The organism is Actinoplanes hulinensis, assembly GCF_019429605.1.
GTDB lineage: Bacteria > Actinomycetota > Actinomycetes > Mycobacteriales > Micromonosporaceae > Actinoplanes > Actinoplanes campanulatus.
Window position 1 is genome coordinate 147,239 of record NZ_JAHXZI010000017.1, and the last position, 24,045, is coordinate 171,283.

At 71.5% G+C, this 24,045-nt stretch carries 20 protein-coding genes; 17 read left to right on the plus strand and 3 right to left on the minus strand.

Annotation, left to right across the window (positions count from 1 at the left end; all coding sequences use genetic code 11):
• Positions 1-31 precede the first annotated feature (31 nt).
• The 7 genes from infB (at position 32) to truB (ending at position 8,606) form a co-directional block, all read left to right on the plus strand.
• Positions 32-2,860, plus strand: a complete 2,829-nt coding sequence (infB, locus tag KZ829_RS29915; RefSeq protein ID WP_372453913.1) for a translation initiation factor IF-2 — start codon at positions 32-34, stop codon at positions 2,858-2,860.
• Positions 2,861-2,984: 124 nt separating this feature from the next.
• The gene (locus tag KZ829_RS29920; protein WP_220147232.1) at positions 2,985-4,013 is read left to right on the plus strand and encodes a TRM11 family SAM-dependent methyltransferase; all 1,029 of its coding nucleotides are present in this window, start codon (positions 2,985-2,987) and stop codon (positions 4,011-4,013) included.
• 30 nt (positions 4,014-4,043) lie between these two features.
• Positions 4,044-4,337, plus strand: coding sequence for a DUF503 domain-containing protein (locus tag KZ829_RS29925; RefSeq protein ID WP_220147233.1), 294 nt, complete (start codon positions 4,044-4,046; stop codon positions 4,335-4,337).
• A 68-nt stretch (positions 4,338-4,405) separates the two neighbouring features.
• Complete coding sequence (rbfA, locus tag KZ829_RS29930; protein ID WP_220147234.1) at positions 4,406-4,876, plus strand: 30S ribosome-binding factor RbfA; 471 nt, start codon at positions 4,406-4,408, stop codon at positions 4,874-4,876.
• Positions 4,873-5,886 (plus strand): DHH family phosphoesterase, encoded by a 1,014-nt coding sequence (locus KZ829_RS29935; protein ID WP_220147235.1) that lies wholly within the window; start codon positions 4,873-4,875, stop codon positions 5,884-5,886. The genes rbfA and KZ829_RS29935 overlap by 4 nt, the downstream gene beginning before the upstream one ends.
• Before the next feature lie 478 nt (positions 5,887-6,364).
• Positions 6,365-7,696, plus strand: a complete 1,332-nt coding sequence (locus tag KZ829_RS29940) for an MATE family efflux transporter (protein ID WP_220147236.1) — start codon at positions 6,365-6,367, stop codon at positions 7,694-7,696.
• Positions 7,697-7,718: 22 nt separating this feature from the next.
• Complete coding sequence (gene truB / locus KZ829_RS29945) at positions 7,719-8,606, plus strand: tRNA pseudouridine(55) synthase TruB (protein WP_220147237.1); 888 nt, start codon at positions 7,719-7,721, stop codon at positions 8,604-8,606.
• A 395-nt stretch (positions 8,607-9,001) separates the two neighbouring features.
• Here the strand turns inward: truB and KZ829_RS29950 are convergent, their stop codons facing one another.
• The gene (locus tag KZ829_RS29950; RefSeq protein ID WP_308285719.1) at positions 9,002-9,388 is read right to left on the minus strand and encodes a response regulator; all 387 of its coding nucleotides are present in this window, start codon (positions 9,386-9,388) and stop codon (positions 9,002-9,004) included.
• A gap of 10 nt (positions 9,389-9,398) precedes the next feature.
• Entirely contained in the window at positions 9,399-12,041 is a 2,643-nt protein-coding gene (locus KZ829_RS29955; RefSeq protein ID WP_220147238.1) for an ATP-binding response regulator, read from the minus strand.
• Positions 12,042-12,117: 76 nt separating this feature from the next.
• Between KZ829_RS29955 and KZ829_RS29960 the strand changes: the two genes are divergently transcribed.
• From KZ829_RS29960 to dapB, 6 genes are all read left to right on the plus strand, one after another.
• Entirely contained in the window at positions 12,118-13,050 is a 933-nt protein-coding gene (locus KZ829_RS29960) for a bifunctional riboflavin kinase/FAD synthetase (protein WP_220147239.1), read from the plus strand.
• A gap of 114 nt (positions 13,051-13,164) precedes the next feature.
• Positions 13,165-13,434 (plus strand): 30S ribosomal protein S15, encoded by a 270-nt coding sequence (gene rpsO, locus KZ829_RS29965; RefSeq protein ID WP_183216391.1) that lies wholly within the window; start codon positions 13,165-13,167, stop codon positions 13,432-13,434.
• Between the two features lie 190 nt (positions 13,435-13,624).
• Positions 13,625-15,958, plus strand: a complete 2,334-nt coding sequence (locus KZ829_RS29970; protein ID WP_220147240.1) for a polyribonucleotide nucleotidyltransferase — start codon at positions 13,625-13,627, stop codon at positions 15,956-15,958.
• Positions 15,959-17,293, plus strand: a complete 1,335-nt coding sequence (locus KZ829_RS29975; protein ID WP_220147241.1) for a M16 family metallopeptidase — start codon at positions 15,959-15,961, stop codon at positions 17,291-17,293.
• A gap of 102 nt (positions 17,294-17,395) precedes the next feature.
• Positions 17,396-18,274, plus strand: a complete 879-nt coding sequence (locus KZ829_RS29980; protein WP_220147293.1) for a phosphatase PAP2 family protein — start codon at positions 17,396-17,398, stop codon at positions 18,272-18,274.
• Between the two features lie 4 nt (positions 18,275-18,278).
• Positions 18,279-19,040, plus strand: coding sequence for a 4-hydroxy-tetrahydrodipicolinate reductase (dapB, locus tag KZ829_RS29985; protein WP_220147242.1), 762 nt, complete (start codon positions 18,279-18,281; stop codon positions 19,038-19,040).
• Here the strand turns inward: dapB and KZ829_RS29990 are convergent.
• Positions 19,037-19,600: a GNAT family N-acetyltransferase gene (locus KZ829_RS29990; protein ID WP_220147243.1), complete on the minus strand. Its 564-nt coding sequence runs from the start codon at positions 19,598-19,600 to the stop codon at positions 19,037-19,039. The genes dapB and KZ829_RS29990 overlap by 4 nt on opposite strands.
• 42 nt (positions 19,601-19,642) lie before the next feature.
• On the opposite strand from KZ829_RS29990, the gene KZ829_RS29995 reads away from it, so the two are divergent.
• Genes KZ829_RS29995 through KZ829_RS30010 form a run of 4 tightly spaced genes read left to right on the plus strand, consistent with a single transcriptional unit; the run spans position 19,643 to position 24,042 of the window.
• Positions 19,643-20,872: a winged helix-turn-helix domain-containing protein gene (locus KZ829_RS29995; protein WP_220147244.1), complete on the plus strand. Its 1,230-nt coding sequence runs from the start codon at positions 19,643-19,645 to the stop codon at positions 20,870-20,872.
• A 5-nt stretch (positions 20,873-20,877) separates the two neighbouring features.
• Positions 20,878-21,420, plus strand: coding sequence for a DUF2752 domain-containing protein (locus KZ829_RS30000; RefSeq protein WP_220147245.1), 543 nt, complete (start codon positions 20,878-20,880; stop codon positions 21,418-21,420).
• Between the two features lie 26 nt (positions 21,421-21,446).
• Positions 21,447-22,340 (plus strand): 4-hydroxy-tetrahydrodipicolinate synthase, encoded by an 894-nt coding sequence (dapA, locus tag KZ829_RS30005; protein ID WP_220147246.1) that lies wholly within the window; start codon positions 21,447-21,449, stop codon positions 22,338-22,340.
• A gap of 13 nt (positions 22,341-22,353) precedes the next feature.
• Positions 22,354-24,042 (plus strand): ribonuclease J, encoded by a 1,689-nt coding sequence (locus tag KZ829_RS30010; protein ID WP_183216376.1) that lies wholly within the window; start codon positions 22,354-22,356, stop codon positions 24,040-24,042.
• Positions 24,043-24,045 lie beyond the last annotated feature (3 nt).

Sequence of the window (24,045 nt, forward strand, 5' to 3'; positions counted from 1 at the left end):
TGCCCCCGCGACGCCGCGCCCGGGCCCGCCGATGGGGCGGCCCCAGCCGCCGCGCCGTCCGGGTCCGACGCCCGGTGACGCGCCCACCAACCAGCCCACCTCTCCGGCGCCCACGCCCGGCCCGTTCGTGCGGCCCAAGCCGCCGGCCGGCCGTCCGGGCCCGACGCCCGGCCCGGTCGCCAAGCCGGCCAGCGCGCACGACATCGAGGTGGCGGCCGCCGAGGCCCGCGCCTCGGCGCTGAAGGCCGAGCAGGAGGCCGCGGTCAAGGCCGCGCAGGCAGCCCGTACCCGGGACGCCGAGCGCCGTCAGGGCAGCCCGTCCGAGGGCGGTGGCCAGCGTGGCCCGCGTCCCGGTCCGGGCAGCGTCCCGCCGCGTCCGGGTTCGCCGGCCGCGACCCGTACCCCGGCCCCCGGCGCCCCCGGTGGTCCTCGTCCCGGCCCGGCCGGCGGCGCTCCGCGTCCGCCCGCGCGTGGTCCGGGTAACAACCCGTTCGGTGTCTCCGGTGGCGGCGCGTCGCGCCCGTCGCCGGCCTCGATGCCGCGTCCGAACCAGCCGGGCATGCCGCCGCGGCCGAGCCCCGCCTCGATGCCGCCGCGGCCCAGTCCCGCCTCGATGCCCGCGCAGCGTCCCGGTCGTCCGGCCGGCCCCGGTGGCGCCGGTGGCGCCGGTCGTCCGGGTGGTCCCGGTGGCGGCCGTGGTGGCCCCGGCGGCGGTGGCGGTGGCTACCGCGGCGGTGGCGGCGGCGGTGCCGGTGGCGGCTTCCGTCCCGGTGGCGGTGGCGGTGCCGGTGGCGGCTTCCGTCCCGGTGGCGGTGGCGGTGCCGGTGGCGGCTTCCGTCCGGGTGGTCCCGGCGGTGGCGGCGGCGGTCCGGTCGGCGCTGGTGCGCCCGGCCGTCCCGGTGGCGCCGGTGGCCGTGGCCGTGGCGGCGGTGCGGCGGGTGCCTTCGGGCGTCCCGGCGGCCGGCCGACCCGTGGCCGCAAGTCGAAGAAGCAGCGGCGTCAAGAGTTCGACAACCTGTCCGCTCCGCAGATGAGCTCCGGTGCTCCGCGCGGTAGTGGCCAGGAGATCCGGCTCTCGCGCGGCGCGTCGCTCTCCGACTTCGCCGACAAGATCAACGCCAACCCGGGCTCGCTCGTCCAGGAGATGTTCAACCTGGGTGAGATGGTGACCGCCACGCAGTCGGTGTCCGACGACACCCTTCTGCTGCTCGGCGAGCACCTGGGCTTCGTCGTGAAGATCGTCAGCCCCGAGGACGAGGACCGCGAGCTGCTCGCGCAGTTCGACATCGACCTCGACGCCGAGGTGGCGGAGGACCGTCTGGTCACCCGTCCGCCGGTGGTGACCGTCATGGGTCACGTCGACCACGGTAAGACCAAGCTGCTGGACGCGATCCGCAAGACCAACGTGGTCGCCGGCGAGGCGGGTGGCATCACCCAGCACATCGGCGCCTACCAGGTCGTCGTCCCCCACCAGGGGCAGGAGCGGGCGATCACCTTCATCGACACCCCGGGTCACGAGGCGTTCACCGCCATGCGTGCCCGCGGTGCCAAGGTGACCGACATCGTGATCCTGGTGGTCGCGGCCGACGACGGCGTCATGCCGCAGACGGTCGAGGCGCTCAACCACGCGAAGGCGGCCGACGTGCCGATCGTCGTCGCGGTGAACAAGGTCGACAAGCCGGACGCGAACCCGGACAAGGTCCGGCAGCAGCTGACCGACTACGGCCTGCTCGCCGAGGAGTACGGCGGCGAGACGATGTTCGTGAACGTCGCGGCCAAGCCCGGCATCGGCATCGACGACCTCCTCGAGGCCGTCCTGCTGACCGCCGACGCGGCGCTCGAGCTGACCGCCCCGATCGACGGCCCCGCCCAGGGTGTCGCGGTCGAGGCCCACCTGGACAAGGGTCGCGGCGCCGTCGCCACCGTCCTGGTGCAGAAGGGCACGCTGCGGGCCGGTGACTCGATCGTGGCGGGTGGCGCGCACGGTCGTGTCCGGGCCATGCTCGACGAGAACGGCCAGCAGGTGGCCGAGGCCGGTCCGGCACGTCCGGTCCTGGTCCTGGGTCTCACCTCGGTGCCGAGCGCCGGTGACACGTTCCTCGCGGCTGAGGACGACCGCACGGTGCGGCAGATCGCCGAGCAGCGGCAGGCTCGCCGTCGTGCGGCGACCTTCGCCAACTCGACCCGCCCGAAGACGATCGACGAGATCGTCAAGGAGATCAAGGAGGGCGAGAAGGCTTCGCTCACCCTGATCATCAAGGGTGACGGGTCCGGTTCGGTCGAGGCTCTCGAGGACGCGCTCTTCAAGATCGACATTCCGGAAGAGGTGCAGCTCAAGGTCATCCACCGCGGCGTCGGTGCGATCACCGAGAGCGACGTCAACCTGGCGTCCGCCTCGTCCGACCAGAGCGCGACGATCATCGGCTTCAACGTCCGTGCGTCGAACAAGGTCAAGGAACTGGCCGACCGCTCCGGCGTGGAGATCCGCTACTACAGCGTGATCTACCAGGCCATCGAGGAGATCGAGGCCGAGCTCAAGGGCCTGCTCAAGCCGGAGTACGAGGAGGTCGAGCTCGGCACGGCGGAGATCCGCGAGGTGTTCCGCTCGTCCAAGATCGGTCTCATCGCCGGCTGTATCGTCCGGTCCGGTCTCATCCGCCGCAACACCAAGGCCCGCGTCATCCGCGAGGGCACCGTGGTGGCGGACAACGTCACGATCAGCTCGCTCAAGCGGTTCAAGGACGACGCGACCGAGGTCCGCGAGGGCTTCGAGTGTGGTCTGACGCTGAGCGGTTACGGCTCGCCGCAGACGGGCGACGTGATCGAGACCTTCGAGATGCGTGAGAAGCCGCGGGCGTAAGCTTCGCGACTTTCCAACGGCCCGGCGTTTCTGCGCCGGGCCGTTGGCCGCTTCAGACCCTTCCGGTACGGGCAGTGGCCGCCCGGCAGAAGCGGCGGCCGCCCCGGCTGGGAGGATTGGCGGCATGTCCCGCTATGCCATGCTGCTCGCACCGTCCGCCAACCGCGTCTACGCCGACCAGGCGTCGCGCATGTCCCAGGCGGAGCTGGCCGCGTTCGCCCCGGTGCTCTCGCCGGGGCTGGACGACATCGGCGTGACGGTCCTGGGCGGGGTGGAGTACCTGACGTTCTCCGCCGATCTCACCGAGCGCGATATCGCGTACGTCTCGAATCTCTCCTCGGCCCATGCCCTCTTCGAGCGGGTGGACGACGGCCTGTTGCGCCCGCTGGAGCTCGCGCCGCTGGCGCGTTATGACAGCGACCTGATCACCATCCCGAAGTACGCGGGGAAGACCAACGAGCAGTTCACCAAGCTGGTGCTGAACCTCACGGTGCTGGCCTCCGGTTCGGCCGGCCGGATGCTGGACGGCGGGCTGACCGTCCTCGACCCGGTCTGCGGCCGTGGCACCACGCTGAACCAGGCGCTGATGTACGGCTACGACGCCATCGGCGTGGAGATCGACGGCAAGGACGTCGAGGCCTACAAGCTGTTCCTCCAGACCTGGTTGAAGCGCAAGCGGCTCAAGCACACCGCCGAGCTGGTGCAGGTGCGCCGGCAGGGCCGCCGGGCCGCGCGCCGCCTGGAGGTGACCATGGCCGCCAGTAAGGACGATCACAAGGCCGGCGCGGTGCAGAAGGTCACCGTGCTGAACGCGGACACCACGTCGCTGGACGGGCTGATCCGCGGCAACGTGGCGGACGTGCTGGTGGCCGACCTGCCGTACGGGATCGCGCACGGCAGCTACGACGACGAGGGCGGCCTGTCCCGGCGCCCGCTGGACCTGCTGGAGCGGGCCGTGCCGCAGTGGCTGCCGCTGCTGCGCCCGGGTGGTGCGATCGGCCTGTCCTGGAACACCAAGGTGGCCAAGCGGGAGCTGGCCGAGGACATCCTGCTGGCGAGCGGGCTGGAGCTGGTCGAGCATCTGCCCCTGGCGCACCGGGTGGACCAGGGCATCGAGCGGGACGTGGTGGTGGCGCGGAAAAACCCGCGCTGAGCAGGCCGATCATGAGTACCCTGCTCGCTGATGTATACCGAGACCGCAGTCTTCGATCTGCTCCTGCCCGGTGACTCCCACTCGCTGAAGCAGAAGCGCTCCTATGTCCGCCCGATTCTGGCGATGCTGAAGAAATTCGAGGTCAGCGCCGCCGAGGTGGGCTTCCATGACCTGCATGGGCGGGCCCTGCTCGGGGTAGCCGTGGTAGCGGCGGACCCGGCCCAGGCCCGTGCCGTGATCGACACGTGCGAGAACCAGGTGGCCGGCCGTCCCGAGATCGAGCTGCTCTCGGTCAAGCGACGGGTCTACGGCGACGACGATTGACCTGGGTACGCTTCATCAGTTGGGCGGGGGCTGTCGACCCGCGAGATACATAGTCGGAGGTGGGCGAAATGTCGGACCCAGCCAAGACACGTCGGCACGCGGAGCGCGTCCGGGAGTTGGTGGCTTCGCTGGTGCGGGAGATCAAGGATCCCCGCCTCGGCATGCTGACGGTCACGGATGCCCGGATCACCGGCGACCTGCGTGAGGCGACGGTCTTCTACACGGTCCTGGGCGATCCGGCCGAACAGGCGTCGACCGCCGCGGCCCTGGAGAGCGCCAAGGGCATGCTGCGCAGCCGGGTCGGCCACGCGCTCGGGCTGCGGCACTCGCCGAGCCTGACGTTCGTGCTGGACAACGTGCAGACCCACGTCAAGGAGATCGACGACCTCCTGGCCCAGGCGAAGCACCGCGACCAGGAGGTGCAGCGGCTGGCCGCCGGGGCGAAGTACGCCGGGGACTCGGACCCGTACAAGAGTGACGACGACGAGATCGAGGACGACGAGGCCGAGCGGGTCGGCGCCCGCGAGGATCACGGGTGACCCTGTCCGGGCCTACCTCCGAGGAGTGGGCCGCCGCGGTCGCGGCGGTCCGCTCGCTCGGTGCCGACGACGAGATCCAGCTGATCTGCCACGTGAACCCGGACGGCGACGCGCTCGGCAGCATGCTCGGTTTCGGGCTCGGTCTGAGCCGGCTGGGGTATACCCGGGTGCGGGCCACGTTCCCCGGGGAATTCACCGTTCCCGGCCCCTATTCCGCCCTGCCCGGTTCCGCCCTGCTCGTGCCGGAGGCGGAGGCCTGGACCGACCCGCGGCTGGTGGCGGTCTTCGACGTGGCGAGCGAGTCCCGTCTCGGCGGGCTGGCCGGCCGTCTCACCGCGGCGCCGGTCAGCGTGGTGCTCGACCATCACGCGTCGAACACCGGTTTCGGCGCGGTACGCCTGGTCGACCCGGCGGCCGCGGCCACCTCGGTGGTGGCCGAGCAGCTGCTGGCCCGGCTCGGTGTGGAGCTGGACGCGGAGATCGCCGAGTGCCTCTACGTGGCGCTGGCGACCGACACCGGGTCGTTCAAGTTCGACATGACCACGGTAGCGGTTCACGAGCTGGCCGCGCGGCTGATCGCCACCGGGATCCGGCCGGGGGAGATCTCCCGGCGGATCTTCGACAGCAGGCCGTTCGGGGCCATGAAGCTGACCGGTGAGGTGATCGGCCGGGCCGTGCTGGAGCCGGGCGCGGCGGGTGGGCGGGGCATGGTGTGGACCTACGCCACGCTGGCCGACCTGGAGCGGCACGCGCAGCAGCCGTACGTGCTGGACACCCTGATCGACCCGGTGCGCGCGGTGGCCGAGGCCGACGTGTCGGTGGTGGTCAGGGAGGTCGCGGCCGGCGAGTGGTCGGTGTCGCTGCGCAGCAAGGGCGCGGTCGACGTGAGCGGCGTGGCGGTGTCGCAGGGCGGCGGCGGGCACCGCTTGGCGGCCGGCTTCACCGGGTACGGCGAGGCCGCCCAGGTGGTGGACACCGTGCGTCGGCTATTGGACGAATACCTGAACTGAGCATCGTTCGCCCTGCTGAGCGGGGGTCACCCAATGGGGTGGCCTCCGCTTTCGGCGTCCCGGATCCCGGGAACAAGGCCTGCGGAGAGCTGACTGAACGTTAGTTTGGGGCCTGAACGGTGATTTGGTTTCGCGCGGCTGCCACCACCGCCTTCCGCGAGGCCTCGAGCCACCCGGGTACACCGCCCCGGGCCGCGTCACCTTTGCCAGTGGTCCCGGCGATCCCGGACCGGCGAGTGACGCCCCGCTCGACCGCAGGGGCGCTCCGTTTTCACGGCGCGCCCGCACCCGTTGGAAGGATTGCCCTCTCATGGCCGCCAAGCCGAAGCCCCAGCCCGCCGACGACGCCCGCGAGCAGGCCCGCCGCGCCCTCCAGACCTCCCTGGACACGCGCCAGTAGGGGTCCGCCGCGAGTCGGTAGGGGTAAGTAACAAAGCCGCGTTGCGGCCCTTACCTCAGGCGGGCATCATGGGGAACCATGAGCCCGCCTGCCGATGCGCCCGCCCCGCCGCAGCGCACCGCGACCGCCCGCCGGATCGCCGGCCTGGCGCTGCCCGCACTCGTGGTGCTGGCCGCCGAGCCGCTCTATGTACTGGTGGACACGGCGGTCGTCGGGCATCTCGGCGCCGTCCCACTGGCCGCCGTCGCCATCGGCGGCACGGTCATGTCGGTGGCCGTCTGGTTCGGCACGCTCATGGCGTACGGGACCACCGGCCGCGCGGCCCGTCGCTTCGGTGCCGGGGACCGGACCGCCGCGATCGCCGAGGGGGTCCAGGCCTCCTGGATGGCCCTCGCCGCCGGCGTCCTGCTGGCCCTCCTCGGCCTGGCCGGCGCCGGCCCGCTCACCAGCCTGCTGGCCGGTGACCCGGAGACCGCCGAGGCGGCCGCCGGCTGGCTGCGGATCGCCGCTCTGGGCGCGCCCGGCCTGCTGCTGGCCGCGGCCGGGAACGGCTGGATGCGCGGCGTCCAGGACACCCGCCGACCACTCTGGATCGTCCTCGGCGCCAACGTGCTGTCCGCGATCCTCTGCCCGGTCCTGGTCTATCCGGCGGGCCTCGGCCTGACCGGCTCGGCCATCGCCAACGTCACGGCGCAGAGCCTCGGCGGCGCCCTCTTCCTGGCCGCGCTGGTCCGCGAGACCCGGGCGCTGCGGCCGGTGCCGTCGATCATCGTGAGCCAGCTGGTGCTCGGTCGCGACCTGCTGATCCGCGGCGCGGCGTTCCAGGCCTGCTTCCTGTCGGCGACCGCGGTGGCGGCCCGGTTCGGCGTGGCGGCGGTCGGTGCCCACCAGATCGTGCTGCAACTCTGGTTCTTCGCGGCGCTCGCCCTGGACGCGGTCGCGATCGCCGCTCAGTCCCTGGTCGGGGCGTCGCTCGGGGCCGGCGACGAACGCGAGGCCCGGGACGTGGCCCGTCGCGTCACCCTGGCCGGCGGGGTGTCCGCCCTGGCCTTCGCGGCACTCGCGGCGGCCGGCGCCGCTGTGGTGCCCGGGTGGTTCAGCGACGACCCGGTGGTCCACGAGCAGGCCGCCGTCATCTGGCCGTGGTTCGTGGCGCTGCTGCCGTTCGCCGGAGTGGTCTACGCCCTCGACGGGGTGCTCATCGGCGCCGGGGACGTGGCCTTCCTGCGTACCGTCACGGTGCTGTCCGCGCTGCTCGGCTTCCTGCCGGCGATCTGGCTGGCCTACGCGTTCGACCTGGGGCTGGGCGGTGTCTGGGCCGGGCTCGGGCTGTTCACCCTGGGCCGGTTCGTCTCGCTGATGTGGCGGTGGCGTTCTCCGTACTGGGTGGTCACCGGCGTCACCCGGTAGACCGGGAAATAGGGTGGTCGGCGTGAACACGGACGGACTGATCGTGGTGGACAAGCCGGCCGGGATGACGTCGCACGACGTCGTCGCCCGGATCCGGCGGCTGGCGAAGACCCGGAGGGTGGGGCACGGGGGCACGCTGGACCCGATGGCGACCGGTGTCCTGATCATCGGGGTGAACCGGGCGACCCGCCTGCTGACCTATGTGATCGGGTCGGAGAAGAGCTACGCCGCGACGATCCGGCTGGGGGAGTCCACGGTCACCGACGACGCCGAGGGCGACGTGACCGGGACGGCTTCCACGTCGGCGGTCACCGACGACGCGATCCGGGCCGGGCTGGCCGCCCAGACCGGCGAGATCGACCAGGTGCCGAGCGCGGTCAGCGCTATCAAGATCAATGGGCAGCGGGCGTACAAGCGGGTCCGCGAGGGCGAATCGGTGGAGATCCCGGCCCGCCGGATCACCGTCCACCGGCTCGACGTCCTCGACATCCGGCGGCCCGAGGGGCATGACGTGATCGACGTGGACATTGACGTGACCTGCTCCTCCGGCACCTACATCCGGGCCATCGCCCGCGACCTCGGCGCCACGCTCGGCGTCGGCGGGCACCTCACCGCGCTGCGCCGGACCGCCGTCGGCGGCATGACCCTGGACACCGCCGCCACCCTCACCGAACTCGAGGAGCGCGCCCCCGACGTGATCGGCCTCTCGCTCGCCGAGGCGGCCCGCCGGTCCTTCCCGCAGCGCACCGCCACCGAGGAGGAGACCCGCATCCTCCGGCACGGCGGTCCGCTCGCGGCGGCCGGCATCGACGGGCCCTACGCCGTCTTCGACCCGTCCGGCGAGGTCCTGGCCATCGTCAGCGAGCGGGCGGGCCGGGCACGCGCCGAGATCGTCCTCTCACCGGCCTGAGCCTGACCGGGCGGCCAGCGCCGCACGGTCCGACCCGGGCGGCCAGCGCCGCACGGTCCGACCCGGGCGGCTGGCGCCGCACGGGTCACGTGGTCCGGACACCCGACCAGTCCCGGAACACCCACCACACCCCTACGGCGGTGCACTCAACACCCCCGCAAAACGCCGCCGGTGTCGAGGCAAGTGATTTGCCGACGCCAGCGGGTTTTGCTTGCGGCGGGAAATCACCTGCCTCGACACCGGTTACAAGGCGTTTTGCCGCGGAGCGAAGCGGAGCCATCAGGCCCAGCGTTTTGCCGCGGAGCGAAGCGGAGCCATCAGGCCCAGCGTTTTGCCGCGGAGCGAAGCGGAGCCATCAGGCCCAGCGTTTTGCCGCGGAGCGAAGCGGAGCAAAGCTAGCTCAGATGGCGGGCGACCGTGGCGACCAGGTCGGCCGCGGCGTAGGGCTTGTCGAGGAAGTCGTCGCAGCCGGCGTCGAGGGCGGCCTTCTGGTCCTGGGGCAGGACGCTCGCGGTGACCGCGACCACGCGGGGTCTGGGCCCGCCGTGGCCGGCGAGTTCGCGGGCCAGGGTGAGGCCGTTGCCGTCGGGCAGGTTGAGGTCCAGCAGGATCAGGTCGAACTCGCCGGTGGCGAGACAGCTCCGGGCGGCGGCCAGGGTTTCCGCGTCGACCAGTTCGGCGTCGCGGACCGCGGCGACGGCGGCGCGGGCGAGGACCGCTTTGACCAGCATGCGGTTCAGTTCTTCGTCCTCGACCAGGAGGATGCGGTGGGGTGCGCTCACGGCTGTCTCCTCACGGTTGGGAGCCGGGTGGTGGGACGGCGCCGCGCAGTTTGATCGCGACGTGGCCTTGGGAGTGCCGGCGGACGGCCGGGGGAGGGGCGTGCACCAGTGGGGGCAGGCCGTCCCAGCCGTTGCCGGTCATCGCCTCGGCGACCGCGTTGCCGGCCATCGCCGTGGCGATCAGCGGTGTGGTGTCGCCGGAGGCCAGCGCGGCGGCGCTCAGACCGAGCACCGGGGTGTGCCGGCCGGACGGGTCCCGCTCGATGGCGGCGAGCAGGCTGAAACCGTCCTCCTCCGGCGACTGCATGTCGCAGACGATGAGGTCGAAGTTCTCACTGCGGCTGCGGGCCAGCCCGTCCCGCCCGTCCGCGCAGGCGACCACGTCGGCGCCGCCGGCGCGTAAGCCGTCCTCGATCGCCTTCCGGACCGTGTCGTCGTGGTCGACCACCAGCACGCGCGGCACCGGACGGGCCGCGATGGCGTTCGCCAGGGCGCTGAGCAGGGCCGGCTGGTCGACCGGCTTGACGAAGTAGTCGTGCGCGCCGAGGGCCAGCCCGGCCGGCGCCTCGTCCAGGATGCTGGCGAAGAACACCGGGATCGCGTTGAGCCGCGCGTCCGCCTTGAACCGGCGGATCACCTCCCAACCGTCGATGCCGGGCAGGGTGACGTCCAGCACCACGGCGTCCGGCCGGTGCTCGCGGGCCACCGCCAGGCCGCTCTCGCCGGTGCCGGCCACCTCGACCCGGTAGCCGGCGTTGCCGAGCTGGGTGCGCATCAGCTCGGCGGACTGCGGGTCGTCCTCGATCAACAGCACGTACGGCCCGGTGCCGGCGCCCGCCGAGGAGGCGGCCACCGGCGCGGCGGGCAGGACCACGGCGAACTCGCTGCCCACGCCCGGCTCCGAGGTGAGGAGGATCTCACCGTGGTGGGCGGCGACCAGCCGGCGGGTCAGGGCCAGCCCCAGGCCGGTGCCGGAGTGCCGCTGGTTCGGGTCGCCGGCCTGCTGGAACTCCTCGAAGACGCGTTCCAGGTCCGTGGTGGCGATGCCGACCCCGGTGTCGGCCACGGTCACCCGAACCCGGTCGCCGGCGGGCCCCGCGGTCACCGTGATCGTGCCCTCCTCGGGTGTGAACTTCACCGCGTTGGACAGCAGGTTCTCGACGATCTGGCGGAACCGCAGCCGGTCGGCGTACGCGGTGACCGGCGCCAGTTCGGTGCGGACCGTGAGCCGTTTGCCGGTGAAGAGCGGGGTCAGCGCGGTGAGCAGGTCCTCGATGGCGGTGTCGACCCGGACCGGGGCGAGCCGCAGCTCCAGCCGGCCGGCCTCCACCTTGCTGAGGTCGAGGATGTCGTTGATCAGGCCGAGCAGGTGACGGCCGCTGCCGTGGACGTGATCCACCCAGTCGGCGGGCACGTGGCGGCGGTCGCCGTCCGGCTCCTCCATCCGCATCAGGTCGCTGAACCCGATGATCGCGTTGAGCGGGGTACGCAGCTCGTGGCTCATGTTCGCCAGGAAGTCGCTCTTGGCCTGGCCGGCCCGGATGAGCGCGGCCACCGAGGCGCTCAGTTCGGCGGTGATCGCCTGCCGCTCGGCCAGCACCCCGGCCTGTCCGCCCAGGTCGGCGAGAAGTCCGAGGTCGTCCTCGCTGAACAGGTTGCGGTGCCGGTTGAACAGCAGGACCGCGCCCTCGACGTCCGGCGGCACCCGCATCGGCAGCACCCGGACGTAGTCGCCGGCCAGTTCGGCGCCGAAGTGGGCGACCAGGGCGGGGGCCTGGTCGCCGACCCGTACCGGGACGCGGCGGGGGGTCAGCGTGCCGTCGATCGGCGGCCCGGCGGCGGGCAGGGCGGGGCCGGCGTAGGCGATCCGGTGGTACGTCCCGTCCGCCGCGTGCAGCAGGACCGCCACCGCGTCGGCGCCGGTCTGCACCCGCATGATCTCGGCGTAGGTCTGCCACACCTGCTCCGGCGAGTCGGCCGGCGCCCGCAGCAGACGCTCGGTGACCGATTGCGCGGCGAGCGCCGCGAAGTGCCGCCGCAGCCGGCGGGGCGGTTGGAAGGCGATGAGGTAGCCGAGCGCGCTGACCAGTGCCAGCACCACGCCGAACGCCCGCAGCGGCGAGTCCCTGGTGCCCACCCGCAGCACGATCACCAGGCCGAAGACGACGGTGGCGCCGGCCGCGATCATCAGCCGTGCCCGGTTCGCCCCGGTACGGGCACGCGCCTCGCCGTAGAGCAGTCCGGCGGCGACCAGTTCCACCCCGAGGAAGTAGACGACGAACGCGATGCGGGCGCCCGGCGGCAGCGGGCGGGGCACGGTCGCGACCAGGGCGAGGACCACGGCGTAGCCCAGCAGCACCGCGGCGGTCAGCACCCGGGGGACCGAGCGCAGCCGCCCGGCCAGGCGCAACGTGAGGTACGGCTGGGCCAGCAGCACCGCGGCGTTGAGCGCGTTCACCGCGGTGGGCAGGGGCCCGAACAGGAGGCGCAGCAGGTCCACGCAGAGCGCCACCATGAACGGGGCGAAGATTAGGGCCACGTCACGTCGCAGCGGATCGCGGCGGCGCCTCCAGGCGAGTAGTGCGCGCAGGAAAAGCACCGCGAAGGTGATCTCCGCGGCGAGGAGGACGGCGCGGGTCCACTCGAAGCTCATTTCACGATTTATCGTACCGATCCGGGCGGGGAGGAGGGGCCACACCGGACTGCTGAACGATCGATACGCTAGGGCCATGCAGCGATGGCGGGGGTTGGAGGCGGTTCCCTCCGGGTGGGGCCGTTCGATCGTGACGATCGGGGTCTTCGACGGGGTGCACCGCGGCCACCAGGCGATCATCGGGCACGCCGTGAAGCGGGCCCACGACGCCGGGCTCCAGTCGGTGGTGATGACCTTCGACCCGCACCCGGCCGAGGTGGTGCGCCCCGGGTCGCACCCGGCCGTGCTCACCGAGCCGGTCCGCAAGGCGGAGCTGATCGAGGCGCTCGGCGTCGACGCGCTCTGCGTTGTGCCGTTCACCCCTGCCTTCTCCCAGCTCTCGCCGAACGAGTTCGTGCACGACGTGCTGGTCGAGACGCTGCACACCGCGGGCGTGGTGGTCGGCGACAACTTCCGGTTCGGGCACCGGGCCGCCGGGGACGCGGCACTGCTCGAGTCGCTGGGCCGCACGTTCGGCTTCACCGTGGAGGACGCGCCACTGGTCTCCGAGGACGGGCTGGTGTTCTCCTCGACGTACATCCGCAGTTGTGTCGACGCCGGGGACGTGCGGGCCGCGGCGGCCGCGCTCGGCCGGCCGCACCGCCTGGCCGGCGTGGTCGTCCGCGGCGACCAGCGTGGGCGCGAGCTGGGCTTCCCGACCGCCAACCTGATGGCCCACCGGTACGCCGCGGTTCCCGCCGACGGCATCTACGCGGCCTGGCTCACCCGCGGGGGCGAGGCCGGGGTCCGGCGGCCGGCCAGCGTTTCGATCGGCACCAATCCCACGTTCTCCGGGCGGGAGCGCCGCGTGGAGGCGTACGTTCTCGACTTCGAGGGTGACCTGTACGGCGAGCGGGTGAGCCTCGATTTCGTGGCGCACCTTCGTGAGCAGCGGAAATACGACGGGATCGAACCGTTGATCGCGCAGATCCGGGCCGATGTCGAAGAGACCCGAACGTTGTTGAGTTGACCCCCTGGTAGGGTTGAAACGTCGTTGGAATATCCGACACCGGTCCCGCCTGCCTGCCCGACGCCGCGGGTCGCGGGGTAACCGTGAAATCGGCAACACAGAAGTTCGGAGAACATGGCGCTCGATCAAGAGACCAAGAACAAGATCATGGGTGAGTACGCGACCAAGGAGGGCGACACCGGTTCGCCCGAGGTTCAGGTCGCCATGCTGACCAAGCGGATCGCCGACCTGACCGAGCACCTCAAGGCGCACAAGCACGACCACCACAGCCGTCGTGGTCTGCTGCTCCTGGTCGGCCAGCGCCGCCGCCTGCTGAACTACGTTCAGAAGAAGGACATCGCCCGCTACCGGACGCTCATCGAGCGTCTCGGCCTGCGCCGATAGTTTGACCGAGGGAGCGGCCGGCTGGTCGCTCCCTCGGATTTCCACCCCACGGACCCGCGCGGATCACTCCGTCAGCACCGGTCCTCGGTAGTGGTTCCCAGGCAGAACTCCTGGGCGCTTCGATCGAAGACCGGCTCGACTGAAACGCGCTGTTGACCGCCGGGTCCTCGACGAAGGAGTACCACTCTTCATGACCGAGCAGAACAACGCTCTCGGCAACGAATCCCGCACCGCCGTCATCGACAACGGATCGTTCGGCACCCGCGAGATCGTCTTCTCCACCGGCCGCCTCGCTCAGCAGGCCGCCGGCTCCGTGATCGTCCAGCTGGGCGACACCACCGTCCTCTCCGCGACCACCGCCAGCAAGCAGCCGAAGGAGCACTTCGACTTCTTCCCGCTGACCGTCGACGTCGAGGAGCGGATGTACGCCGCGGGTCGCATCCCCGGCTCGTTCTTCCGGCGTGAGGGCCGCCCGTCCGAGGACGCCATCCTCACCTGCCGCCTGATCGACCGGCCGCTGCGCCCGTCCTTCACCAAGGGCCTGCGCAACGAGGTCCAGGTCGTCGAGACCGTCCTCGCGCTGGACCCGGCCCACCCGTACGACGTCGTCGCGATGAACGCGGCCTCGATGTCGACCAAGCTCTCCGGCCTGCCGTTCAGCGGCCCGGTCGGCTCGACCCGGGTCGCCCACGTCGAGGGCCAGTGGGTCGCCTTCCCGACCCTCGAGGAGCTCGAGCGCGCCACGTTCGACATGGTCGTGGCCGGTCGCGTCACCGCCGAGGGCGACGTCGCGATCATGATGGTCGAGGCCGAGGCCACCCCGCACGCGATCAAGCTGATCTCGGCCGGCGCCACCGCGCCGACCGAGGAGGTCGTGGCGAGCGGCCTGGAGGCCGCCAAGCCGGCCATCCGCGAGCTGTGCCGCGCGCAGAGCGAGCTGGCCGAGATCGCCGCGAAGCCGGTCGCCGAGTTCCCGGTCTTCCTGGACTACCAGGACGACGTGTACTCCGCCGTCTCCGACGCGGTTCGCACCGAGGTCGCCGAGGCGCTGAAGATCGCCGGCAAGCAGGAGCGCGAGGAGTCCCTCGACCTGGTCAAGGCGAAGGCGCACGAGCTGCTCGACGAGCGGTTCGAGGGCCGGGAGAAGGAGATCAGCGCGGCGTTCCGCTCGGTCACCAAGTCCGAGGTGCGCCAGCGCGTGCTGCGCGAGCAGGTCCGCATCGACGGCCGCGGCCCGCGTGACATCCGCCCGCTGAGCGCCCTGACGGGCGTGCTGCCCCGCGTGCACGGTTCGGCGCTGTTCGAGCGCGGCGAGACCCAGATCCTGGGCGTCACCACGCTGAACATGCTGCGCCTGGAGCAGTCGCTGGACACTCTCGCTCCCGAGAAGACCAAGCGCTACATGCACAACTACAACTTCCCGCCGTACTCGACCGGTGAGACCGGCCGGGTGGGCTCGCCGAAGCGCCGCGAGATCGGTCACGGTGCGCTGGCCGAGCGGGCCCTCGTGCCGGTGCTGCCGTCGCGCGAGGAGTTCCCGTACGCGATCCGTCAGGTCTCCGAGGCCCTGAGCTCGAACGGCTCCACCTCGATGGGCTCGGTCTGCGCCTCGACGCTGGCCCTGCTCAGCGCCGGTGTGCCGCTGAAGGCCCCGGTCGCCGGCATCGCCATGGGCCTGATCTCGGACGAGGTCGACGGCAAGACCGAGTACGTCGCCCTGACCGACATCCTGGGCGCCGAGGACGCGTTCGGCGACATGGACTTCAAGGTCGCCGGCACGGCCGAGTTCGTCACCGCCCTGCAGCTGGACACCAAGCTCGACGGCATCCCGTCGGACGTGCTGGCCGGCGCTCTGCAGCAGGCGCACGAGGCCCGCGCCACGATCCTCGCGGTGATGACCGCCGCGATCGAGGGCCCGGCCGCGATGAGCGAGCACGCCCCGCGGGTCACCACCGTGAAGATCCCGGTCGACAAGATCGGCATGGTGATCGGCCCCAAGGGCCAGACCATCAACGCGATCCAGGACGAGACCGGCGCCGACATCTCCATCGAGGACGACGGCACCATCTACGTCGGCGCGACCAACGGCCCGGCCGCCGAGGCCGCGGTCGAGCGGATCAACGCGATCGCCAACCCGACCCTGCCGAAGGTGGGCGACAAGTTCCTCGGCACCGTGGTGAAGACGGCCGCGTTCGGCGCGTTCATCTCGCTGCTGCCCGGCCGTGACGGCCTGCTGCACATCTCCAAGGTGGGCGACGGCAAGCGCGTCGAGAAGGTCGAGGACTTCCTCAACGTCGGCGACAAGGTCGAGGTGTCCATCGCGGACATCGACGCCCGCGGCAAGATCTACCTGGACAAGGTGCGCCCGGAGGGCGAGGAGGCCCCGGCGGCCGCCGAGGGTTCCGAGGGTGGCCGTCCCGAGCGGGCGCCGCGTGAGGACCGCGCGCCTCGCGGCGAGGGTGGCGGCGAGCCCCGCCGTCGCCGTTCGCGCCCGACCGGCGACCGCGGCGAGCGCCGCGACTAAGTGACAGCGAACGAAGGACACGGGCCGGCCACTAGGCCGGCCCGCGTCTCTACCCGCACCCTGCAGGACGGCGTCAAGAAGACCGTTCTGCCCAGTGGCCTGCGCATCATCACCGAGGCGATCCCGACCACCCGCAGCACCGCGCTCGGCATCTGGGTCGGGATCGGGTCCCGCGACGAGACGCCCACCCTGCACGGCGCCTCGCACTTCCTGGAGCACCTGCTCTTCAAGGGCACCCACAAGCGCACCGCCCTGGAGATCTCCTCGCAGATCGAGGCGGTCGGCGGCGAGACCAACGCCTTCACCACGAAGGAGTACACCTGCTACTACGCGCGGGTGCTCGACGCCGATCTGCCGCTGGCCGTGGACGTGCTGGTCGACGCGGTGGCCGACTCGATCCTCGATCCGGCGGACGTGGAGACCGAACGTGGCGTGATCCTCGAGGAGATCGCCATGCACGAGGACGAGCCCGGTGACGAGGTGCACGACATCTTCGCCGAGGCGATCTACGGCGACCACCCGCTCGGCCGGCTGATCTCCGGCACCCCGGACTCGATCAGCCCGATGACACGGGACCAGATCAACCGGTTCTACCGGCGCCACTACACGGCGCCGGAGATCGTGGTCGCCGCCGCCGGGAACCTCGACCACGCGACGGTGGTCCGGCTGGTTCGCAAGGCCCTGGCGGGCACCCCGCTGGACACCGGGCCGGTCGAGCCGGCTCAGCCGCGTGCGGGCGACAGGAGGGTACGCGTACGCAAGGCGCGCAACCTCGTCCTGCATCGCGACACCGAGCAGGCACACATCGTGCTGGGCGGCCCCGGGGTGGGCCGGCACGACGAGCGGCGGTTCGCCCTCGGTGTGCTCAACAACGTGCTCGGCGGCGGCATGTCCAGCCGTCTCTTCCAGGAGATCCGGGAGAAGCGCGGCCTGGCCTACTCGGTCTACTCCTACGCCGGGCACTACGCCGACAGCGGCCTGGTCGGCGTCTACGCGGGCTGCGCCCCGGCCAAGGCCCGTGAGGTGCTCGACCTGATCCGTACCGAGCTGGACCGGATCGCGGCGCACGGCATCACCGCGGAGGAACTGGTCCGCGGCAAGGGCATGGCCAAGGGCTCGTACGTGCTGGGCCTGGAGGACACCGGCTCCCGGATGAGCCGGCTGGCCAAGTCGGAGCTGCTGCACGGCGACCTGATGGGCGTCGACGAGATGCTGGCCCGGGTGGACGGGGTCACCGTCGGCGAGGTCGGCGCGGTCGCCACCGACCTGCTCGCCCAGCCGTTGTCGCTGGCCGTCGTGGGTCCCTTCGATGAGGATGAATTACCAGGCTGGTAACCCTCCGCTCTACCCTTGGTCCCCGTGACGACGTTGGAGACCCCACCCGATACCCCCACCACCCCGCCGCCACCGGATCTCCGGAGGCGGCGGGCCCTGGGGATGCTGATCTGGGCGGTGGTCTTCGCCGTCGGAGTGTATTTCGTCGGTGTCCCGACCAGTGACCCGCTGATCGCGTTCGGCTGGCTGTGGCTGGCCACCATCGCCTGGCGCAACCACGAGCCGTGGCGCACCCACCTGCGGTTCCTGCGCGACTGGCTGCCGATCTGCCTGCTCCTGGTGATCTACAACGTGTCCCGGGGCTACGCCGACCGGCTGTTCGAGCCGCACGTGACCGAGCTGATCGGGTTCGACAGGTGGCTGTTCGGCGGCGTCGTGCCGACCGAGTGGCTCCAGGAGCACCTCTGGCAGCCGGGCGTGGTCCAGTGGTGGGAGGTGGCCGTCTCCCTGGTCTATTTCTCGCACTTCCTGACCATGCCGACCATCGCCGTGGTGCTGTGGATGCGGTCCCGCCTCCAGTGGGCCCGGTTCATGCGCCGCTGGTTCCTGCTGTGCGTGTTCGGCCTGATCACCTATTTCCTCTACCCGGCCGCGCCGCCCTGGTGGGCCGCGCAGCCCGAGCACGGTGCGCTGATCGACGCGCAGCGGATCTCCACCCACGGGTGGGACGCCATCGGCCTGCACGGCGCCGGCAACACCCTCAACGCCTTGCAGGTGGAGGCGTCCAACCCGGTGGCCGCGATGCCGTCGCTGCACACCGCGTTCGCCTTCATGTCGGTGGTGTTCTTCCTGCCGATGGTGCGGCGGTACTGGTGGCCGCTGCTGCTCGCGTACCCGCTCTCGATGACCTTCACCCTGGTCTACACGGCCGAGCACTGGGTGATCGACGTGCTGGTCGGATGGGTGTACGTCGGCCTGGTGTTCCTCGTGGTGGGGCTCGGTGAGCGATGGTGGGACGCCCGGCGCCGTACGTTAGGTTGACGGGGTGACAGACGTTCCTGAAACCATCCGTGTCGGTGTCCTCGGCGCCCGGGGCCGGATGGGTCTCGAGGTGTGCAAGGCGGTCGACGCCGCCGAGGATCTCGCTCTGGTCTCCATGATCGACCAGGGTGAGGAGCTGTTCCAGGCATCCGACGCCGGCGCCCAGGTTCTCGTCGATTTCACCAACCCCGACGTGGTGATGGACAACCTGCGCTGGGCCGTCGACCAGGGCATCAGCCTGGTGGTGGGCACCTCCGGCTTCACCGAGGACCGTCTGGAGCAGGTGCGCGGCTGGCTGGCCGCCAAGCCCGGCGCTGGCGTGCTGATCGCGCCGAACTTCGGCATCGGCGCCATCCTGATGATGCAGTTCGCGGCCCGCGCCGCCCGGTACTTCGACTCGGTGGAGATCATCGAGCAGCACCACCCGCGCAAGCTGGACGCGCCCAGCGGCACGTCGATGCACACCGCCAAGGTGATCGCGGCGGCCCGCGCCGCCGCCGGCTGCCCCCCGATGCCGGACGCCACCAAGGAGGAGATGGCCGGCGCCCGCGGCACCGAGATCGACGGCGTCCGGGTCCACTCGATCCGGGCGGCCGGCCTGGTCGCTCACCAGGAGGTGCTGTTCGGCACCTCCGGCGAGACCCTGACCATCCGGCACGACTCGCTGGACCGGTCCTCGTTCATGCCGGGCGTGCTGCTCGCCGTCCGCCACGTGCTGCGGCGCCCGGGCCTCACCGTCGGCCTGGACCCGCTGCTCGAGGACTAGGCGCCCGAAACCGCCACGTGTAGCCGGATCTGGGGTACGAGCAGGTCGTCCACGTCGAGGGCACGGCTCGCCCCGTCCGGCTCCCAGCCGGTCGAGCCGAGGAACTTCCGCATCACGCTGTCGGCGTCGTAGACCCAGGCCACCGCGGTCCGGAAGCCGTCGTCGCGCCAGTTGTCGACCGCGGCGGCCAGCAGCCGGCTGCCGTGGCCGCGCCGGCCCCAGCGCGGCTCGATCAGCAGGTCGGTGACGGCCGCGACGTCCTCCGGCAGGGGTTTCTCCTCCGGTGCCAGGGCCTGATCGTCGGCCGGGCCGGAGGCGGCGAAGCCCACCACGTTCGCCGAGTTCTCACCCTGTTCGACGGCGATCAGCACCCGGTGCCGCGCGGACGGCGGAGCGGTGATCGCCTCGGTCCACCCGCGGGCCAGGTAGCCCTCGTCCAGGCCGGCCAGCACGTGTGGCGGGAACATCCGCCGGTACGCGGAACGCCAGGTGGACAACTGGATGCGCGCGATCTCTCCCGCGTCCTCGGGACGAGCGGGACGGACGAAGCCGAGTGCCATGGCGGCAACTCTGTCATACCCCGCGTCTAGTCTCTCTCCACGATGGCCGTGTCCGAATCACTCTCGCTCTCCCAGGCCCGCCGGATCACGCTGGCGGCCCAGGGCTTCGCCGACCCACGACCGGGTGGCGCCACCGACCTGCGCCACCTGCGCCGGGTGCTGCGCCGCCTGCACCTGATCCAGATGGACTCGGTGAACGTGTTGCAGCGCGCCCACTTCATGCCGCTCTACAGCCGCCTCGGGCCGTATTCTCCCGGCCTGCTGGAGCGGGCCGCCTACCGCCGGCCCCGCGAGCTGTTCGAGTTCTGGGGTCATGAGGCGTCGCTGATCCGCGCCGACCTCCAGCCGCTGTTCCGCTGGCGGATGGCGCGGGCGCACGAGTTCGCCTGGGGCAACATGCGGCGCATCGCCGTGGAGCAGCCCGATCTGGTCGCCTGGGTGCTCGACGAGGTGCGCGATCGCGGCCCGATCACGGCCGCCGAGATCGAGCACGACACACCCCGGGACAAGGACCACTGGGGGTGGAACTGGTCGGTCGTCAAGCAGGCTCTCGAGTGGCTCTTCTACACCGGTCAGGTGACCGCCGCCGAGCGGACCACGTCCTTCGCCCGCCGCTACGACCTGCCCGAGCGGGTGCTGCCGGCCGAGGTGCTGGCCGCGCCCACCCCGGCGCCGGAGGAGGCGTTCCGGGCCCTGGTCGAGCTCTCCGCCCGGGCGCTCGGGGTGGCCGCCGAGGCCGAGCTGCGTGACTACTTCCGGCTTCCGGTGCAGCAGTGCCGGCAGGCGATCGCCGAGCTGGCCGAGGCCGGGGTGCTGCGCCCGGTCACCGTCCCGGGGTGGAAGGCGGCGTGGCTGCACCACGAGGCGAGACTGCCCCGCCGGGTCGGCGCCGCCACCCTGGTGAGCCCGTTCGACCCGCTGATCTGGGAGCGCGGCCGGACCGAGCGGCTGTTCGGCATGACCTACCGGATCGAGATCTACGTGCCCCGGCCCCAGCGGCTGTACGGCTACTACGTGCTGCCGTTCCTGATGGGCGAGCGGTTCGCGGCCCGGATCGACCTGAAGGCCGACCGTAAGGCCGGTGAGTTGCGGATCCCGGCCGCCTGGCTGGAGCCGGGGGCGGACCCGGAGGAGACCGCTCCGGCACTCGCCGCCGAGCTGCGCCGCCTGGCCGGCTGGCTGGGCCTGACCACGGTGGCGGCGCCCGAGCGGGGCGATTTCGCGGGCCCGCTGACGAGCGCTCTGCGGGCCTGCGTCACGGGTGTAGCGTGACGGCCATGAGTGCTGCCGCCCAGTCGCCTCCGTGGCTGGCCGATCAGCCGGTCCAGGGCCCTCCGGTGCCGCCCGAGTGGTTCGACTACCGGCGTGTCCGGGAGGACCGGCTGACCCGCCTCGTCAACCGGGTCTCGGCCCGCTCGCCGATCTGGCTGGCCCCGCTCGCGATCCTCGCCTGCACCGGTGGCGCGGTCGGCTACACCCTGCTCACCGACCCGACCACGGCACAGGCCGGTGACCCGCCTTCCTGCCTGCTCAAATACCTGACCGGCTTCGTCTGCCCGGGGTGCGGCGGCACCCGGGCGGCGTGGTTCCTGCTGCACGGCGACCTGCCCGCCGCGGCCCGGCACCACCTGGTGTTCGTCTTCGCGGTGCCGTTCCTGATCTATCTGTACGTGGCCTGGGCCGGCCGCCGGCTCTTCCGCCTGCGGCTGCCGGAGTTCTCGATCAGTCCGGCCGCCATGATCACATTCATGGTGGTCTGGGGTGTGTGGAGTATCTTGCGTAACCTCCCCTGGGCGCCGTTCACCGCTTTCTACGTGTGACCGGGGCGTCCGATAGGTTGTCAGGTATGACGCACGACCCGCGGCCCTTCGGACGGCTGCTGACCGCCATGGTGACCCCGTTCACCCCGGACGGTTCCCTGGACATCGAGGGTGCGGCGCGCCTCGCCGCGTACCTCGTCGACGAGCAGCGCAACGACGCGCTCGTCATCAGCGGCACCACCGGCGAGTCCCCCACCACCACCGACGCGGAGAAGGACACGCTGCTCCGTGCCGTGATCGAGGCCGTCGGGGACCGGGCACGGGTGCTGGCCGGCGTCGGCACCAACAACACCGCCCACACCATCGAGCTGGCGCAGGCCGCGGAGAAGGCGGGGGCGCACGGCCTGCTGGTCGTCACCCCGTACTACAGCAAGCCGCCGCAGGCGGGCGTCGAGCGCCACTTCCGTGCCGTCGCCGACGCCACCGGGCTGCCGATCATGGTCTACGACATCCCGCACCGGGCCGGCACCGCGATCGCCACCGAGACCATGTGCCGGCTCGCCGGGCACGAGCGGATCGTCGCCGTCAAGGACGCCAAGGGAGACCTGGTCGCCAGCTCGCACGTGCTGGCCCGGACCGACCTGGCCTACTACTCCGGCGACGACGCCGCCACCCTGCCGCTGCTCTCGATCGGCGGGGTCGGCCTGGTCGGCACCTCGACCCACTTCACCGGCCGGCTGGCCAAGGACATGATCGAGGCCTGGGACCGGGGTGACACGGCCGCCGCGCTGGCCCTGCACCGCACGGCTCTGCCCCTGTTCACGGGCATCTTCCGTACGCAGGGGGTCATGCTGGTGAAGGCCGGGCTGAACGCTCTGGGCCGGCCCGCCGGGGTGGTCCGTTCGCCGCTGGTCGACGCGACCGATGAGGAATTGAACCAACTGCGCCAGGACGCCGCCGCGGCCGGCATCGTGCTCTGACAGGAAGAGGCGAATGAGTCAAGCTCACGTGGAGTTGGGTTCGCCGCCGCCGCTGCCGGAGGGCGCCCTGCGCGTCATCCCGCTCGGTGGGCTCGGCGCCATCGGCCGCAACATGACGGTGTTCGAGTTCGACGGGAAGATCCTGGTCGTCGACTGCGGGGTGCTCTTCCCGGATGTGGAGCAGCCGGGTGTCGACCTGATCCTCCCCGACTTCGCGCCCATTCTGGACCGTCTGGACGACATTCAGGCGATCGTGCTGACCCACGGGCACGAGGACCACATCGGCGCGGTTCCGTACCTGCTGGCCCACAAGCCGGACATCCCGCTGGTCGGCTCGGAGTTCACCCTGGCGCTGGTCGAGGCGAAACTGGCCGAGCGCCGGCTGGACCCGTACACGCTGACCGTCCGCGAGGGTGGAGTGGAGCGGCTCGGGCCGTTCGAGTGCGAGTTCTTCGCGGTCAACCACTCCATCCCGGACGCGCTGGCGGTCGCCGTCCGTACCCCGGCGGGTCTGATCCTGCACACCGGCGACTTCAAGATGGACCAGGTGCCGCTGGACGGTCGGATCACCGACCTGGCCGGGTTCGCCCGGCTCGGCGCCGAGGGCGTCGACCTGTTGCTCTCCGACTCGACCAACGCCGAGGTGCCCGGCTTCGTCACCCCGGAGCGCGACATCGGCCCGGTGCTCAGCTCGATCTTCGGCAAGGCCCGTGGCCGGATCATCGTGGCCAGCTTCGCCTCCCACGTGCACCGGGTGCAGCAGGTGATGGACGCCGCCTGGGAGTACGACCGCAAGGTCGCCCTGATCGGCCGGTCCATGGTCAGGAACATGGGCATCGCCCGTGACCTGGGCCTGCTGCGCATCCCGGACGGCCTGCTGGTCGGCCTGGACGAGGCCACCCACCTGCCGCCCGACGAGATCGTGTTCATGTCGACCGGGTCGCAGGGCGAGCCGATGAGCGCCCTCGGCCGGATGTCGACCGGCGACCACCGGCACATCACCATCGCCCCCGGCGACACGGTGGTGCTGGCCAGCTCGCTGGTGCCGGGCAACGAGACCTCGGTCTACCGGGTGATCAACCAGCTCTCCCGGGCCGGCGCCACGGTGATTCACAAGGAGACCGCGAAGGTGCACGTCTCCGGCCACGCCCCGGCCGGTGAGCTGCGCTACCTGCTCAACGTCACCCGGCCCAGCAACCTCATGCCGGTGCACGGCGAGTGGCGTCACCTGCGCGCCCACGCGCAGCTCGGCATCGAGACCGGGGTCGCCCCGGACCGGGTCGTGCTCTGCGAGGACGGCGACGTGGTCGACCTGGTCGAGGGCCACGCCCGGGTGGTCGGCCGGGTCCGCAGCCGGTATGTGTACGTCGATGGTCTGGCGGTCGGCGACGTCAGCGAATCGTTGCTCACCGAGCGCCGCATCCTCGGCGACGGCGGGTTCATCGCGGCCACCGTGGTGATCGACTCGGTCACCGGCAAGGTGGTCGGCGAACCGGTCATCTCGGCGAAGGGCTTCTCCGAGGACCCGGAGGCGTTCAGCCCGGTGGTCCCGCTGCTCACCGCGGCGCTGCACCGCTCCGCCGAGGACGGGATCACCGATACCCACCAGCTGCAACAGGTGGTCCGGCGGACCGTGGGCCGATGGGTGAACGATGCCTATCGGCGACGGCCGATGATCGTGCCGACGGTCGTCGAAGTCTGAGAA

Excerpts from the sequence above, each read along its gene's own strand:
- infB (WP_372453913.1), top strand. The coding sequence starts at position 32 with ATGGGGCGGCCCCAGCCGCCGCGCCGTCCGGGTCCGACGCCCGGTGAC.
- KZ829_RS29920 (WP_220147232.1), top strand. The coding sequence starts at position 2,985 with ATGTCCCGCTATGCCATGCTGCTCGCACCGTCCGCCAACCGCGTCTAC.
- KZ829_RS29925 (WP_220147233.1), top strand. The coding sequence starts at position 4,044 with ATGTATACCGAGACCGCAGTCTTCGATCTGCTCCTGCCCGGTGACTCC.
- rbfA (WP_220147234.1), top strand. The coding sequence starts at position 4,406 with ATGTCGGACCCAGCCAAGACACGTCGGCACGCGGAGCGCGTCCGGGAG.
- KZ829_RS29940 (WP_220147236.1), top strand. The coding sequence starts at position 6,365 with ATGAGCCCGCCTGCCGATGCGCCCGCCCCGCCGCAGCGCACCGCGACC.
- KZ829_RS29955 (WP_220147238.1), bottom strand. The coding sequence starts at position 12,041 with ATGAGCTTCGAGTGGACCCGCGCCGTCCTCCTCGCCGCGGAGATCACC.
- KZ829_RS29960 (WP_220147239.1), top strand. The coding sequence starts at position 12,118 with ATGCAGCGATGGCGGGGGTTGGAGGCGGTTCCCTCCGGGTGGGGCCGT.
- rpsO (WP_183216391.1), top strand. The coding sequence starts at position 13,165 with ATGGCGCTCGATCAAGAGACCAAGAACAAGATCATGGGTGAGTACGCG.
- KZ829_RS29970 (WP_220147240.1), top strand. The coding sequence starts at position 13,625 with ATGACCGAGCAGAACAACGCTCTCGGCAACGAATCCCGCACCGCCGTC.
- KZ829_RS29980 (WP_220147293.1), top strand. The coding sequence starts at position 17,396 with ATGCTGATCTGGGCGGTGGTCTTCGCCGTCGGAGTGTATTTCGTCGGT.
- KZ829_RS29990 (WP_220147243.1), bottom strand. The coding sequence starts at position 19,600 with ATGGCACTCGGCTTCGTCCGTCCCGCTCGTCCCGAGGACGCGGGAGAG.
- KZ829_RS29995 (WP_220147244.1), top strand. The coding sequence starts at position 19,643 with ATGGCCGTGTCCGAATCACTCTCGCTCTCCCAGGCCCGCCGGATCACG.
- KZ829_RS30000 (WP_220147245.1), top strand. The coding sequence starts at position 20,878 with ATGAGTGCTGCCGCCCAGTCGCCTCCGTGGCTGGCCGATCAGCCGGTC.
- dapA (WP_220147246.1), top strand. The coding sequence starts at position 21,447 with ATGACGCACGACCCGCGGCCCTTCGGACGGCTGCTGACCGCCATGGTG.
- KZ829_RS30010 (WP_183216376.1), top strand. The coding sequence starts at position 22,354 with ATGAGTCAAGCTCACGTGGAGTTGGGTTCGCCGCCGCCGCTGCCGGAG.